Origin of the sequence: Streptomyces sp. NPDC000594 (assembly GCF_040299965.1) — a bacterium.
Lineage (GTDB): Bacteria > Actinomycetota > Actinomycetes > Streptomycetales > Streptomycetaceae > Streptomyces.
This window is the reverse complement of sequence record NZ_JBEPCY010000003.1, coordinates 471,366-486,281: the sequence shown is the minus strand read 5'-3', so window position 1 is coordinate 486,281 and position 14,916 is coordinate 471,366. Positions and strand designations below refer to the sequence as shown.

General features: G+C 71.5%; 11 protein-coding genes. 5 read left to right on the top strand and 6 right to left on the bottom strand.

Annotated elements, in window-relative coordinates; all coding sequences use genetic code 11:
- Nucleotides 1-29: 29 nt before the first annotated feature.
- Complete coding sequence (locus ABT354_RS07105; RefSeq protein WP_351490048.1) at nucleotides 30-944, top strand: LLM class flavin-dependent oxidoreductase; 915 nt, start codon at nucleotides 30-32, stop codon at nucleotides 942-944.
- A 357-nt stretch (nucleotides 945-1,301) separates the two neighbouring features.
- Here ABT354_RS07105 and ABT354_RS07100 read toward each other — a convergent pair whose 3' ends face one another.
- Entirely contained in the window at nucleotides 1,302-3,143 is a 1,842-nt protein-coding gene (locus ABT354_RS07100) for an SDR family oxidoreductase (RefSeq protein WP_351490045.1), read from the bottom strand.
- Nucleotides 3,144-3,488: 345 nt separating this feature from the next.
- Here ABT354_RS07100 and ABT354_RS07095 point away from each other — a divergent pair, with 345 nt between their 5' ends.
- Genes ABT354_RS07095 through ABT354_RS07080 form a run of 4 tightly spaced genes read left to right on the top strand, consistent with a single transcriptional unit; the run spans nucleotide 3,489 to nucleotide 7,070 of the window.
- Nucleotides 3,489-4,466, top strand: a complete 978-nt coding sequence (locus tag ABT354_RS07095) for an ABC transporter ATP-binding protein (RefSeq protein ID WP_351490202.1) — start codon at nucleotides 3,489-3,491, stop codon at nucleotides 4,464-4,466.
- Nucleotides 4,463-5,365 carry an ABC transporter permease gene (locus ABT354_RS07090; RefSeq protein WP_351490043.1) on the top strand — a complete coding sequence of 301 codons (903 nt, stop codon included), beginning with the start codon at nucleotides 4,463-4,465 and terminating at the stop codon, nucleotides 5,363-5,365. Before ABT354_RS07095 ends, ABT354_RS07090 begins: the two co-directional genes overlap by 4 nt.
- Nucleotides 5,366-5,420: 55 nt before the next feature.
- Nucleotides 5,421-6,332, top strand: coding sequence for an ABC transporter ATP-binding protein (locus ABT354_RS07085; RefSeq protein WP_351490041.1), 912 nt, complete (start codon nucleotides 5,421-5,423; stop codon nucleotides 6,330-6,332).
- 18 nt (nucleotides 6,333-6,350) lie between these two features.
- On the top strand, nucleotides 6,351-7,070 hold the full coding sequence (locus ABT354_RS07080; RefSeq protein ID WP_351490039.1) for an ABC transporter permease: 720 nt from the start codon (nucleotides 6,351-6,353) through the stop codon (nucleotides 7,068-7,070).
- A gap of 163 nt (nucleotides 7,071-7,233) precedes the next feature.
- Here the strand turns inward: ABT354_RS07080 and ABT354_RS07075 are convergent, their stop codons facing one another.
- The 5 genes from ABT354_RS07075 to ABT354_RS07055 form a co-directional block, all read right to left on the bottom strand.
- The gene (locus tag ABT354_RS07075; protein WP_351490037.1) at nucleotides 7,234-8,055 is read right to left on the bottom strand and encodes an HAD hydrolase family protein; all 822 of its coding nucleotides are present in this window, start codon (nucleotides 8,053-8,055) and stop codon (nucleotides 7,234-7,236) included.
- Nucleotides 8,052-9,329: a serine--tRNA ligase gene (gene serS, locus ABT354_RS07070; protein ID WP_351490035.1), complete on the bottom strand. Its 1,278-nt coding sequence runs from the start codon at nucleotides 9,327-9,329 to the stop codon at nucleotides 8,052-8,054. The genes ABT354_RS07075 and serS overlap by 4 nt, the downstream gene beginning before the upstream one ends.
- Nucleotides 9,330-10,180: 851 nt before the next feature.
- Complete coding sequence (gene pheA / locus ABT354_RS07065; protein WP_351490033.1) at nucleotides 10,181-11,116, bottom strand: prephenate dehydratase; 936 nt, start codon at nucleotides 11,114-11,116, stop codon at nucleotides 10,181-10,183.
- A 199-nt stretch (nucleotides 11,117-11,315) separates the two neighbouring features.
- The gene (efeB, locus tag ABT354_RS07060; protein ID WP_351490200.1) at nucleotides 11,316-12,593 is read right to left on the bottom strand and encodes an iron uptake transporter deferrochelatase/peroxidase subunit; all 1,278 of its coding nucleotides are present in this window, start codon (nucleotides 12,591-12,593) and stop codon (nucleotides 11,316-11,318) included.
- A 140-nt stretch (nucleotides 12,594-12,733) separates the two neighbouring features.
- Nucleotides 12,734-14,815 (bottom strand): copper resistance CopC/CopD family protein, encoded by a 2,082-nt coding sequence (locus ABT354_RS07055; RefSeq protein ID WP_351490031.1) that lies wholly within the window; start codon nucleotides 14,813-14,815, stop codon nucleotides 12,734-12,736.
- Between the last annotated feature and the right edge of the window lie 101 nt (nucleotides 14,816-14,916).

Here is a 14,916-nt window from a genome sequence, read left to right as displayed (position 1 = left end):
GGGACCCCTGGGGAACGTACGCTCGCGGTATGCGTCTGAGCACCGTGATCCTCCCCGTCCGTCCCTGGCACAGCGGTGGCCGCGATGAGTGGCTGCGCGCCGAAGAGCTGGGGTTCCACACCGCCTACACCTATGACCATCTGACGTGGCGCACCTTCCGCGACGGCCCCTGGTACGGGGCCCTGCCCACGCTGGCCGCCGCCGCGGGGGTGACCGCACGGCTGCGTCTGGGCACCCTGGTGACCTCCCCGAACTTCCGGCATCCGGTGCCCCTCGCCAAGGAGCTGATGTCGCTGGACGATCTCTCGGGCGGACGGTTCACCCTGGGGGTCGGCGCGGGCGGCAAGGGCTTCGACGCGGTGGCGCTGGGACAGACGGCATGGACCCCCAGGGAGCGGGCCGACCGGTTCGAGGAGTTCCTCCCGCTGCTGGACCGGCTGCTCACCGAGGAGGCCGTGAGCCAGGACGGGACCTACTACACGGCGGTCGAGGCACGTACCCTCCCCGGCTGTGTCCAGCGGCCCCGGCTGCCCTTCGCGGTCGCCGCGACCGGTCCGCGCGGGATGCGGCTGGCGGCCCGCCACGGTCAGGCATGGGTGACCACCGGCGATCCGGCGATCTTCGAGACGGGGACGCCCGAGGACTCCCGGGAGGCGCTGCGGCGCCAGCTCGACGGGCTCGGCAAGGCCTGCGCCGAGATCGGTCGGGACACGGACGAGCTGGAGAAGGTGCTGCTCACCGGCTTCACCCCGGACCGGGGCGCCCCGCTGGAGTCGCTGGACGCCTTTGTCGACTTCGCGGGCCGCCACAGCGAGCTGGGCTTCACCGAGATCGTCGTCCATGCCCCCATCCCGGATTCGGAGTTCGCCGCGGACCGGGCGGTCTTCGAGCGGATCGCGACCGAGGCCCCGGCACAGCTCGCGACGGCCCGCGTCACCGTCTGAGACACCGCCCGCGCTGCCGGGTCACCTCCTGAGTCACCGCCCGGGTCGCCCTCTGGGCCGCTTCGTCCCTGGTGGACCGGCCCTGCTGCGGTCCGTCCCCCGGCCGCCCGAAGGCCGGGGGATCGGAAAAAATCCTGCTCACCAGGTTTGATCCACAGCAAAGGCGAGTTATCCACAGCCTGGAGCGCCATTTTGTGGATAACGACCGTGCCGACCGGAGGTGTTGCCCAATCACCCCCGCCAGAAAGGGCTCTGACGGCCGTACGGTCAACACCTCCGCAGCCGCCCCGGGTTCGGCCCGCCTCGGATACCCCCGGGAAAAGCGCCCCGGAGCAACCCGCCCCGGGGCGCCGGGGATCAGCTCCGGCGGAGCGGGTTCAGCCGGGCCAGTGCCCGGCTCAGCGGCGGGGCCAGGCGGGAGATGGCCAGCATGGTGCGGGCCTCCACGGTGACCGGGACCACCGCACGGTTGTCCAGCACCGTCCGGAGCACCGCGTCCGCCACCTTCTCCGGCGGGTAGCCACGCAGCCGGTACAGCCGGGTGGTCCGCTTCCGCAGCCGCTCCTGCGCGGCCTCGTCCACCCCGGTGAACCGGGCGGTGGAGGTGATGCCCGTATGGATGAACCCGGGACACACCGCCGAGACCCCGATGCCCTTCCCGGCCAGCTCGGCACGGAGGCTCTGGCTGAGCATCAGCACCGCCGCCTTGGTGGTGCTGTAGGCGGGCAGCGTCCGGGACGGCTGATACGCCGCCGCAGAAGCGATATTGACGATATGTCCACCCTGCCCGCGCTCGGCCATCTGCCGCCCGAAGAGCCGGCAGCCATGGACCACACCCCAGAGATTGACGCCGAGGATCCGCTTCCACTCCTCGGTCCCGGTCTCCAGGAAGGGGCCGGTGACACCGATGCCCGCATTGTTCACCAGGATGTCCACCACCCCGTGCTCACGGGCGACCCGCTCGGCGAGCTTCTCCATCGCCTCCGCGTCGGCCACATCCACGGTCTCCGCCCAGGCCCCCGCGGCGCCCGCCTCCCGGGCCTCCGCCACGACCGCGGCGACCCCCTCGCCGTCGCGGTCCACGGCCACGATCCGTGCCCCCGCGGCGGCGAAGGCGAGGGCCGTGGCCCGGCCGATACCGCTCGCCGCGCCCGTGACCAGGACCAGCCGGCCGCCGAACCACTCGGCGTACGTCCGGCGCCCCGCCCGCCCGGCACCGACCTCCCGACGCCCGCCGCCGCCCGGTCTCCCGGCCGCCCCGGCCCGCCGCCCGGCGGTCGCGGCCGGCAGCGAACCGCCCGGCTCCTCCTGCGCCCGGACGAAACCGTCGATCCACGTGGCCAGCTGGTCGGGCCTGGTCCTCGGACACCAGTGCCGGGCCCGCAGGGTGCGCCGGGTCAGCCGGGGCGCCCAGCGCTCCAGATCGTCATGGATGGGACCGGAGAGATAGATGTCCCCGGTCGGCGTGACCAGCTGCACCGGGACCTCGGTGACGGCGTCCGTGCGGGGCCGCCGCAGCCGGGCGCGCACATTGTCCCGGTAGAGCCAGAGACCGTGCACCGCGTCCTGGACCAGCGACGCCGTCGGATAGCCGTCGGCGGGCACCTTCTCCACCCGCCGCAGCGCCGCGGGCCAGCGCGCGCCCACCGGGCCCCGCCACAGCAGCTCGGGCAGGACCGGGGTGTGGAACAGCCCGATGTACCACGACATCGCGCCCTGCCGCAGCAGGTGCGCGAGCGCCCGGGGCGTGGGCCGCTTCACCCGCCCCCGCGCCCACAGGCCCAGATGGTCCAGGGATATCCCGGAGATCGAGGTGAAGGAGGCGACCCTGGACGCCGCCCGCTCCACCGTCACGAACTCCCAGGCCTGGACGGCACCCCAGTCATGGCCCACCAGATGGACCGGCCGGTCCGGACTGACCGCGTCCGCGACCGCCAGGAAGTCGTCCGTGAGCTTCTCCAGGGTGAAACCCCCGCGCAGCGGCTTCGGCGCGGACGAGCGGCCATGGCCCCGCACGTCGTACGTCACCACATGGAACCGGTCGGCCAGCCGCTCGGCGATCCCCGACCAGACCTCCTTGCTGTCGGGGTAGCCGTGCACCAGCACGATCGTGGGCCGTGCCGGATCACCCGTCTCGGCGACGCACAGCTCCACCCCTCCCGTACGGACCCAGCGCTCTCGGGTGTCCTGTCCACTCACGCCCGCCCGACCTCCTTGCGTACCGCGCGCGGCGCGCGGCCACGGTGACACCAACGAGAGTGACCATGCCCGCCGACCGCGTCAACATGCCCGCTCCGCCTGTGGACAACGGCCTGTGGACAACCGGCCGCGACCGTCCCCGGACCCGTAATCTCGCCGTAGGGAACGGGAAGAGGAGGGGGCCGGAGGATGGACAGAGCACGCGCCTTTCGTCGCGCACCCCTGACGGATCCTGTCCTCTTTGGTCGCATCCCCTGGGGGAGGGTCCCCCCAGAGGCTGACACCGAACCAACCATCAGGGCTGACGCCCGTCCCGCCCGGCACCACTACGGTCGGATCGTGACTGTGATCGTGACCGAAAGCCTCAGTAAGCGGTACCCGCGGGTGACCGCGCTGGACCGGCTCACCCTGGACATCGGCCCGGGAGTGACCGGACTCGTGGGATCCAACGGGGCCGGCAAGTCCACCCTGATCAAGATCCTCCTGGGCCTCGCCCCCGCCACCGAGGGCCGGGCCGCCGTCCTCGGACTCGACGTCGCCACCAGCGGCGGCCAGATCCGCGAGCGCGTCGGCTATATGCCCGAACACGACTGCCTGCCGCCCGATGTCTCGGCCACCGAGTTCGTCGTCCATATGGCCCGCATGTCCGGACTCCCGCCCACCGCCGCCCGCGAGCGCACCGCCGACACCCTGCGCCACGTCGGCCTCTACGAGGAGCGGTACCGCCCCATCGGCGGCTACTCGACCGGCATGAAGCAGCGGGTGAAGCTCGCCCAGGCCCTGGTCCACGACCCCCAGCTGGTCCTCCTCGACGAACCCACCAACGGCCTCGACCCCGTCGGCCGGGACGAGATGCTCGGTCTGATCCGCCGGATCCACACCGACTTCGGCATCTCCGTCCTCGTCACCTCGCACCTCCTCGGCGAACTCGAACGCACCTGTGACCATGTCGTCGTCATCGACGGCGGCTCCCTGCTGCGCTCCAGCTCCACCAGCGACTTCACCCGCACCACCACCACCCTCGCGGTGGAGGTCACCGACAGCGACGAGCACCCCGACGGCACCGCCGTCCTCCGCGACCGCCTCACCGCCGCCGGAGTCACCCTCCACGCCGCCACCGAGGAGGGACTGCCCGGCGCCGGACACATCCTTCTCCTGGAGGCCGCCGGAGACGAGACCTACGACCTGGTCCGGGACACCGTCGCCGGCCTCGGCCTCGGCCTGGTCCGCATGGAACAGCGACGGCACCGGATAGCCGAGGTGTTCCGCACCGACCCGGCGGACCAGGGCGCGCACCAGTCGACGGAGGTACAGAGCCGATGAGCGGCCACATTCCCGGGGCGGTCCCCGAGACCACCCGTATCCACAACATCGGATACCGCAACTACGAGGGACGGCGGCTCGGCCGCGCCTATGCGCGCCGCTCGCTCTTCGTCCAGTCCCTGCGCGGCTCCTACGGCCTCGGCCGCTCCACCAAGTCCAAGATCATGCCCCTGCTGCTGGCCGCCTTCATGGTGCTGCCCGCCGCCATCGTGGTCGCGGTCGCGGTCAGCACCAAGGTCAAGGACCTGCCCATCGAGTACACCGGCTATGTGATGGCGCTCCAGCCGGTGATCTGGCTGTACGTCGCCTCCCAGGCACCCCAGTCGGTCTCCCGGGACCTGCGCTTCCGGACCATACCCCTGTACTTCTCCCGCCCGATCGAGCGGTCCGACTATGTGCTCGCCAAGTACGGCGCCATGGTCTCGGCGCTCTTCGTCTTCACCGCCGTACCGCTGCTCGTGCTCTACATCGGAGCGCTGCTCGCCAAGATGGACTTCGCCGACCACACCACCGGACTCGCCCAGGGCCTCGTCGGGGCGGCGCTGCTCTCCCTGCTCTTCGGCGGGCTCTCGCTGGTGCTGGCCGCCCTCACCCCGCGCCGCGGCTTCGGCGTCGCCGCGATCATCGCCACGCTGATCACCACCGCGATGTCGGTCACCGTGGTCCAGGAGATCGCCTACTCGTCGGACTCCCTGGACGTGATCCCGTGGTTCGGGCTCTTCTCGCCGACGACCCTGATCGCCGGCGCGCAGAACGCGTTCCTCGGCGCCGACTCGGACTTCGTCGGCCAAGTGGCGGTCGGCACCGGCCCCGGGCTGGTGTATCTGCTGGTCATCCTCGGTCTCAGCGCCGGCTCGTACGCCGTCCTGATGCGCCGCTACGGGAAGGCGGGACTGTGACACCCCCGGACAGCCCGCAGACCGCCATCAGCCTTTCAAGGAACGGGCAGCGCCCATGAGCACTCTCTCGATCGACCACACCTCCCGGTGGTTCGGCAATGTCGTGGCCGTCAACGACGTGACCATGACCATCGGCCCGGGGGTCACCGGGCTGCTCGGTCCCAACGGCGCCGGGAAGTCGACCCTCATCAATATGATGGGCGGCTTCCTCGCCCCCTCCAACGGCAGCGTCACCCTCGACGGGGAGGCGATCTGGCGCAACGAGTCCGTCTACCGCAAGATCGGCGTGGTCCCCGAGCGGGAGGCGATGTACGACTTCCTCACCGGCCGTGAGTTCGTCGTCGCCAACGCGGAGCTGCACGGACTCGGCGCCAAGGCGGCCCAGCACGCCCTGGCCACGGTGGAGATGGAGTACGCGCAGGACCGCAAGATCTCCACGTACAGCAAGGGCATGCGCCAGCGGGTCAAGATGGCCTCCGCGCTGGTGCACGACCCCGCCGTACTGCTGCTCGACGAGCCGTTCAACGGCATGGACCCGCGCCAGCGGATGCAGCTGATGGAGCTGCTGCGGCGGATGGGATCCATGGGCCGTACGGTCCTCTTCTCCTCGCACATCCTGGAGGAGGTCGAACAGCTCGCCTCGCACATCGAGGTGATCGTCGCGGGCCGCCACGCCGCCTCCGGTGACTTCCGCCGGATCCGCAGGCTGATGAAGGACCGCCCGCACCGGTACGAGGTCCGCTCCAGCGACGACCGCGCGCTCGCCGCCGCCCTGATCGCCGACGCCTCCACCGCCGGGATCGAGGTCGACCTGGCCGAGGGCGGACTGCGGATCCAGGCCGTCGACTTCGGCCGGTTCACCCAGCTGCTGCCCCGGGTCGCCCAGGCCAACGGCATCCGGCTGCTGACGGTCTCACCCGCCGACGAGTCCCTCGAATCCGTCTTCTCGTACCTCGTAACGGCCTGAAAGGAGCTGTGACGTCTCATGTACAACCCCACAGTCGCCCGGCTCACCTACCGGGCCGTGCTCGGCCGGCGCCGGGCGGCCATCCTCTTCGTCCTGCCCGCCCTGCTGCTGCTCATCGCCACCGCGGTACGGATCTTCAACGGGGCCGATGACGAGATCGCCCAGACGGTCCTCGGACAGTTCGCCCTCGCCACCATGGTGCCGCTGATCGGTGTGATCGCGGGCACCGGGGCGATCGGCCCGGAGATCGACGACGGTTCGATCGTCTATCTCCTCGCCAAGCCGGTGAAGCGGTCGACGATCATCATGACCAAGCTGACCGTCGCCATCGCCGTGACCATGGTCTTCTCCGCCGTACCCACCATGATCGCCGGGCTGATCCTCAACGGAAACGGCCAGCAGATAGCCGTCGCCTACACCGTGGCCGCGCTGATCGCCTCGATCGCGTACAGCGCGCTCTTCCTGCTCATCGGCACGGTCAACCGCAATGCGGTGGTCATCGGACTGATCTACGCCCTGATCTGGGAGTCCCTCTTCGGCAGCCTGGTGCCGGGGGCGCGCGCCCTCAGCGTCCAGCAGTGGGCCCTGGCCCCGGCGGAGCGGATCGCCACCGAGGGAATGATCGGCTCCGAGGTCGGGCTGCCGATGGCCGTGATCCTGCTCGTCGGGGTGACGGTGGCCGCGACCTGGTACGCCGGACAGCGCCTGCGGGTCCTCAAGCTCGCGGGCGAGGAGTGACCCAGGGCCCCCCGGAGCACCAGGGACACCCGGACCCGGCCGGCCCCTGGGGCTCCGCCGGGTCCTGAACCCGCGAACATGCGTCGGCCCCCGTCCGGAAGAGGACGGGGGCCGACGCATACAGGGAGTGTTCCGGGCCGGGACGGGGCGGCCGGTGCGGCGGTCAGGCCGCGAGCAGGCTCTCCAGCACCACCGCGATGCCGTCGTCCTCATTGGAGGCGGTGACCTCGGTGGCCACCGCCTTCAGCTCGGGATGGGCGTTCGCCATCGCCACCCCGCGCGCCGCCCAGCCGAACATCGGGATGTCATTGGGCATGTCACCGAAGGCGATGGTGTCCGCCGCGCGCAGCCCCAGCCGCCGGGCGGCCAGCGACAGCCCGGTGGCCTTGTTGAGCCCCAGCGGAAGGATCTCCACGATCCCGGCGCCCGCCATGACCACATCCACCAGATCGCCGATGGTCCGGCGGCCCGCCTCGGTCAGCTCGTCGTCGCCGAGGGTCGGATGCTGGATATAGATCTTGTTCAGCGGAGCCGCCCACAGATCGGCCGGGTCGGCCAGCGGCACCACCGGAAGCGGCCCGTCATGAAGCGCGTAATCCGGGCTCACCAGCACCTCGCCGTCCAGCCCGTCCCGGCTCGCCGCCACCGCCAGCGGACCGACCTCGGCCTCCAGCCTCGCCAGGGCCAGCCCGGCGAGCCGCCGGTCCAGGGTGAGCGAGGTCAGCAGCCGGTGCTCACCCGCGTGGTAGAGCTGGGCGCCCTGCCCGCAGACCGCCAGACCCCGATAGCCGAGCCCGTCCAGTATGTGCCGGGTCCACGGCACCGAACGGCCAGTGACGACGATATGGGCCGCGCCCGCCTTGGTGGCGGCGGCCAGCGCGGTACGGGTCCGCCGGGAGACGGACTCGTCCGAACGCAGCAGGGTGCCGTCCAGGTCGGTGGCGATCAGACCGTACGGGAAGGACGGGGAAGGGGACTCGCTCACCGGGCGACCGGCTCCAGCAGCTCCCGGCCACCGAGGTACGGACGGAGCACCTCCGGCACCCGGACGGAGCCGTCGGCCAGCTGGTGGTTCTCCAGGATCGCCACGATGGTGCGCGGGACGGCGCACAGCGTGCCGTTGAGCGTCGCCAGCGGCTGGGTCTTCTTGCCGTCCCGCATCCGGATCGACAGCCGGCGGGCCTGGAAGCTGTCGCAGTTGGACGCGGAGGTCAGCTCGCGGTACTTGCCCTGGGTGGGGATCCACGCCTCGCAGTCGAACTTGCGGGAGGCGGAGGCGCCCAGATCACCGGTGGCCACATCGATCACCTGGAACGGCAGCTCCAGCGAGGTCAGCCACTGCTTCTCCCACTCCAGCAGCCGCAGGTGCTCGGCCGCGGCGTCCTCCGGAGCGACATACGAGAACATCTCGACCTTGTCGAACTGGTGCACACGGAAGATGCCCCGGGTGTCCTTGCCATAGGTCCCGGCCTCACGGCGGAAACAGGGCGAGAACCCCGCGTACCGCAGCGGCAGCTGCTCCGCGTCGAGGATCTCGTCCATGTGGTACGCGGCGAGCGGCACCTCGGAGGTGCCCACCAGATACAGCTCGTCCTTCTCCAGCTGGTAGACGTTCTCGGCGGCCTGGCCGAGGAAACCGGTGCCCTCCATGGCGCGCGGACGGACCAGCGCCGGGGTGAGCATCGGGGTGAAACCGGCCTCGGTGGCCTGCGCGATGGCGGCGTTCACCAGGGCCAGCTCCAGCAGGGCGCCGACACCGGTCAGATAGTAGAAGCGCGAACCGGAGACCTTGGCGCCGCGCTCGACATCAATGGCGCCGAGCGCCTCGCCCAGCTCCAGATGGTCCTTGGGCTCGAAGCCCTCGGCGGCGAAGTCACGGATCGTGCCCTGGGTCTCCAGCACGACGAAGTCGTCCTCGCCACCGACCGGAACGTCGGGGTGGACGAGGTTGCCCAGCCTGAGCAGCAGCGCACGGGTCTCGTCATCGGCCTCGTGCTGCGCCGCCTCGGCGGCCTTGACCTCGGTCTTGAGCTGCTCGGCCCGCTTCAGCAGCTCCGCCCGCTCCTCGGGGGAGGCCTTGGGGACGAGCTTGCCGAGCTGCTTCTGCTCGGATCGCAGCTCATCGAAGCGCACGCCGGACGACCTGCGCCGCTCATCGGCGGAGAGCAGGGCGTCGACAAGATCGACGTCCTCTCCACGGGCGCGCTGGGAGGCGCGAACTCGGTCGGGGTCCTCACGAAGCAGGCGAAGGTCAATCACCCCACCAGGCTACCCGGGCGCACTCGTGGCCCGGCCACTCCTTTACCGGCCCGCACGGCTTTTTGCCTAAATTGATAGATTTTGGCTCATTGGTGCATTTTGTGAAATGGGCCCTTGTGATGTCTGCGCTGCTCCCGCCGTCCGCCACGCGCATGCCCCGCCCCCGCATGCCCGCGCCCGCGCCACGGCCCGCCTCCGGTCGCCCCGACCGGATCGGATCCGATCCATTCCGCCCCTTCCGCCGACCGCTCGGAGGGGCGTCGAAAGGCTGTGCGCGACGGCGCCCGTGCGTCAAGCGGATGGCGCGGCCCCTCCCCGGTACGGGGCAGGGGTGAGGCCGGAATTTGACCCATGTCCGTTGTGCGACGCGGTACTTGGGTCGCCTTGTCCACAGGAGCGGTGGAATCCCGGAAAGTTATCCACAGGCTGTGCGGAACTCTTGTGGATCGTGCGAGTCTGGTCTTCCCGGGACAGTCAACGAGCACCGGAATCCCTTCCGTGGCCACTCTTATGCGGTCATTCGGGTGGGAATTGCTCGCTCCAACGAGTTGATCAATGAAAGGAGGGTGACGGGGAGGCGGCGGGCGGGGGGTGGGGGGCTTGGGGGGAGGGGGGAGCCCCCCAAGGTGTCGAAGCGGCTGGAGCCCATCGCCGACGGTGAAGATGTCGACTTGTCCCCAGCCTCTTCCCGTCCCCTGTGGATAACTCTGTGGACAGTAAAAGTCAGCAGGTAGGACAGTTCCGGTCATCGGATTGGAGCTACCTCGCAGGGCACGGAAGGCATGCGGGATGCCCACGCTTTCCCGGGAGGCACCGGGAGGCACCGGGAGGCACCGCGAGGTGCCCCGGCCTCAGGCCCGGCCGTCCTGGCAGCGGGTCAGCCAGTCCGCCGCGTCCGTGAAATCCGTGTCCGAGGTCCCCGGCCGCGGAGTCCCCACTTCCGCCGGGTCCACACCCGCCCGCGGATACGAACCGAGGAAGCGCACCTTCGGAGCCGTCCGCCTCAGCCCCATCAGCGCCTCACTGACCCGGCGCTCGGAAATATGACCCTCCGCGTCCACGGAGAAGCAGTAATTTCCGATTCCCTCTCCCGTGGGGCGGGACTGGATCAGCATCAGATTGACCCCCCGCACCGCGAACTCCTGGAGCAGCTCCAGCAGCGCGCCCGGCCGGTCGTCACCCAGCCAGACCACCACCGAGGTACGGTCCGCCCCCGTCGGGGCCGAGGGCCGGGCCGGACGGCCCACCAGGACAAATCGGGTCTCCGCGTTCTCCGCGTCATGGATCTCGGTGACCAGGGCCTCCAGGCCATAGGTCGCCGCCGCGAACTCCCCCGCGAAAGCCGCGTCGTACTTGCCCTCCCGCACCAGACGCGCCCCGTCCGCGTTCGAAGCCGCCGACTCCCACACGGCGTCCGGCAGATGTTCCCGCAGCCACTTGCGGACCTGCGGCTGTGCCACCGGGTGCCCGGTCACCGTACGGATCTCGGAGAGCTGGGTACCGGGCCGTACCAGCAGCGCGAACGCGATGGGCAGCAGCACCTCGCGGTAGATCATCAGCGGGCCGCCCGAGGCCAGCTCGTCCAGGGTCGCGGTGACCCCGCCCTCCACCGAGTTCTCGATCGGTACGAGGGCCGCCGCCGCGTCCCCGTTGCGCACCGCGTCGAGTGCGGCCGGCACGGACACCATCGGGATGAGTTCCCGGGTGGCGGCCTCCGGGAGCGTACGGAGAGCGGCTTCGGTGAACGTGCCCTCGGGGCCCAGGTACGTGTAGCGCGTGGCTGACATACGGTCACCCTAATGGGACCGCGAGAGTCCTCCCGCCCGTACCGGGACCCCGGGGTGCCGTCTTGGTCCGGCCCGGGGCGGTGGCCCGTACCGGAATCCCGGGGCTGCGTTCTGGACCGGCCCCGGCGGTGTTCCGCACCGGCCCCGGGCGGTGCCACCCGGCCCCGGGCGGTGTTCCGCACCCGGGCCCGGGACGGTGTCAGGACTCCAGCAGCCGCTGGCCCACGTACTCGCCCTGCCGTGCCCCGCCCGGTACGGCGAAGAGGCCGCTCGCCTCATGGCGCAGGAACGGCGAGAGCGCGTCCCCCCGGTCCAGCTTCCGCTGCACCGGGACAAAGCCCCGCAGCGGATCGGCCTGCCAGCAGATGAAGAGCAGCCCGGCGTCCGGTGTGCCGTCCGTGTCGATCCCGTCGTGGTACGAGAACGGGCGCCGCAGCATCGCCGCCCCGCCGTTCTGCTCCGGCGCGGAGATCCGGGCATGGGCGTTGGCCGGGATCACCGGCTTGCCGTCCCGGTCCAGCCGTTCCAGGTCGAGCTGGGTGGTCTCGGAGCCCCCGGTGAGCGGCGCGCCGTCCGCCTTGCGCCGCCCGATGACCCGCTCCTGCTCGGTGAGGCCGAGCCCGTCCCAGTCGTCCAGCAGCATCCGGATGCGGCGCACCACCGCGTACGAGCCTCCGGCCAGCCAGGAATCGGCGCTGTCCGGTGATGACGCCGGGACGAAGATCCGCCGGTCGAAGTCGGGTTCGGAGGGCGCCGGGTTGTTGGTGCCGTCCACCTGGCCCATCAGATTGCGTGTGGTCATCGGGCGGGCGGTCGCGCCGGGCGAGCGGTTGAAGCCGTTCATCTGCCAGCGCACGCTCGCCGTGTTCCCGGCCGCCCGCTGGACGGCGCGGAGCGCGTGGAAGGCGACCAGTCCGTCGTCGGCGCCGATCTGTACCCAGAGGTCGCCGTTCGACCGCCGGGGGTCCAGCCGGTCGGCGGAGAAGGGCGGCAGCGGGTCGAGACCTGCGGGCCGCCGTGCCGCCAGCCCGGTGCGGTCGAAGAAGGAGCGGCCGAAGCCGAAGGTGAGGGTCAGCGAGGAGGGCCCGGCGTCCAGGGCGACCCCGGTGTCCCGGTGGTTCCCCGCCTCGGCGGGCCGCCCCTCCATCAGCTCGGCCGCCAGCGCCGACCAGCGGCGCATCAGGGCGGCGGCCTCCTTGCGCCCCGCGCCCCGGGCGAGGTCGAAGGCGATCAGATGGCCATGGGCCTGAAGGGGTGTGGTGATCCCGGGCTGGTGGCCGCCGTGGAAGGCGACAGCGGTGGAACCGACCGAGGAGAGCGCGGTGGGGGCCTCCTCGGTGGTCACGGCCCGTGCCACCGCGCCGCCCACCGCGCCCAGGGCGAGTCCGCCCGCCCCGGCGGCGCCCGCCGTGCCGAGCAGCCTCCGCCGGGAGACCGCCCCCGGGGCGCCCGCCCTGCCGTCGACGGGGTCGCCCACGGTGTCCGGGGAGCCGGGGGCGGTGCCCGCCCCTCGTTCCACGGTCTCCGGGGTGGTGCTCGCCCCTCGGGAGCCGGGAACGGTGTTCTGCGGGTCAGGGGCCGGCGACGACCCGGGCTTCAGATGTTTCACGTGAAACGTCAGCCGATCGTGAGGTTCTTGGAGACGGTGGCCTGGTCGATGTCGGAGGTCCGTACGGTCACCTGGACCTTCCAGTCGCCGGGCATCGGGATCTGGACCGAACCGGCGCTCCAGTGTCCCGCCGCCAGCCGCTCGGGGGTGATCGGCAGCGGGCCGATCTGCTTGGCCTCCAGGGTGAACGAGAGCTTCAGCTCGGGCACGTCGAGGGGAGCGCCGTCCTTCCCGTTGACCCAGAGATGCAGCTCGTTGCCGCCGGGCCGGGCCGGGTCCAGAGTGAGGCGGACGGTGCCGCTGCCGCCCTGGCCACCGGTGTCGAAGGGCAGCTTCAGCTCGACCGTGGCGCCGGGTGCCGTCGGGGCCGCCGCGCCGGGGGCGGTGGAGTCCTTCGCCGCCTCGGCCGTACGCCCCGGTTCGGTGGTGGTCAGCACCGTGGTCACGGCGAGCAGAACGACGGCGATCCCCGCCTCCGCCAGGACGGAGCGGCGCAGTCCGGCGCGGTCGGGGTCGGCGTCCCGCTCCTTCTTGCGGAGGGCGGTGGCGACGGCGGTGCGCTGCCGGGCCAGCTGGGCGGCGCGCGCGGGGTCGAGACCGGAGGCGTCGCCACTCCCGGCACCCTCGTCCCCCCGCTCGTCCCCACTCTCGGCTTCTTCAGCTTCGCCGCCTTCGTCGGTGTCGTCGGCTTCGCCGGGCTGCGGGGCGTCCGTGGCGGTCGTGGCCAGTCGCGCGGTCCACTTCCGGGAGAACCAGGCGATCCCCACCATCACCGCCACCAGCGCCACCTTGGCCAGCAGCCACTGTCCGTACGACGTACCGGTCAGCGCCGACCATGAGCCCACCTGCCGCCAGGACTGATAGAGCCCGGTGGCGGTCAGCACGATCACGGAGACGAAGGCGACCCTGGAGAAGGCCCGCACCGCGGCGGGTTCGATGGAGGGCGCCCGGTAGAGCGCCGTCAGCAGCGCCGCGAGACCGCCGAGCCAGCAGGCGACGGCCAGCAGATGGATGACATCCAGGGGCATCGCGAGCCCCGGCTGGATCCCGGTCGAGGCGTGCTCCGAGAGCGCCCAGGTGGCGGCGATCCCGGCGGCGACGACCGTTCCGCCCACGGCGAGCCCGAAGCTCAGGTCCTTCTCGCGGTTCCCCGGGGCCCCGGAGCCACCGGCGTCATGGACATCACCGGCATCACCGTCGTCGTCCGCTCCCTCCGCTTCCCGGCGTGCGGTCTCCTTCGCGTACGCCCCGAAGAGCACCGCGATGAAGAGCGCCGCCGCGCCGAGCAGCAGCAGCCGGGAGACGAGCGCCGCGCCCGTCTTGCTCTCCAGCACCGGCTGGAGCCCGGCGAGATCGAACACATCCGTGAGCGAACCGTTCAGGGTGTACGGGCCGCGCAGCAGCAGCATCGCCAGCGTGGAGGCGGTCAGCGCGACCCAGGACCGGGCGACCAGCCGTTGCAGCGGCCGTACGCCCGCGCCTCGCCGCCAGCACAGCAGGATGAACGCCACCGCGCCGACCATCAGCGCGAACGACGTGTACGCGGCATAGCGGGCGATGTCGTAGAGCAGCCCCACGGCTCCGCCGCCCGGCTCCTGGTCGGGCAAGGCCACCGCCGTCTTGGAGGGGGCCCCGACGGAGAAGGTGAACGCCCCCGAGATGGGGTGGCTGTCGGCGGAGACGCCCTGCCAGGCGACGGTGTACGTGCCGTCGGGCAGCCCGTCGCGGAGTTCGACGCCGTAGGTGACGGTCCCGCCCTCGGAGAGATCGAGGACGGCACCGGTGTCGGCGCGCTTGGCGCTGGGCTCCAGGACCCGGATCGAGTCCTTGCCCATGGCGATCTGTTCGGAGAAGGTGAGGCTCACTCTCCCCGGGGCGGTCTCCACCACCGCCCCGTCCTTGGGGTCGCTCCCGGTCAGCGCGGCATGCGCGGCGGCGGGTCCGGCGGTGGCGAAGAGCGTGCCGAGGACCGTGCCGAGCAGCACGGCCAGGGCGAGCAGGGCCCGTGGCGCACGGGCCGGTCGCCGTCGTCGTGGATCCGCGGGCCGGACCGGGTGCGGTCCGAGGCGCGGGGCGGTGGTGGCGGTCATGGTGTGTGGTCCGTCCCCTCGTCCTCAGTGCCCGGCCGAGTGCGACGGCGGATGCGTCGCCGCACCGCTGCCCGCACCCTCGCCCGGGCCGCTGCTGTCGC

Coding starts and splice junctions, on each gene's coding strand:
- ABT354_RS07090 (WP_351490043.1), top strand. CDS start 4,463: ATGAGCGGCCACATTCCCGGGGCGGTCCCCGAGACCACCCGTATCCAC.
- ABT354_RS07080 (WP_351490039.1), top strand. CDS start 6,351: ATGTACAACCCCACAGTCGCCCGGCTCACCTACCGGGCCGTGCTCGGC.
- ABT354_RS07105 (WP_351490048.1), top strand. CDS start 30: ATGCGTCTGAGCACCGTGATCCTCCCCGTCCGTCCCTGGCACAGCGGT.
- pheA (WP_351490033.1), bottom strand. CDS start 11,116: ATGTCAGCCACGCGCTACACGTACCTGGGCCCCGAGGGCACGTTCACC.
- ABT354_RS07055 (WP_351490031.1), bottom strand. CDS start 14,815: ATGACCGCCACCACCGCCCCGCGCCTCGGACCGCACCCGGTCCGGCCC.
- ABT354_RS07085 (WP_351490041.1), top strand. CDS start 5,421: ATGAGCACTCTCTCGATCGACCACACCTCCCGGTGGTTCGGCAATGTC.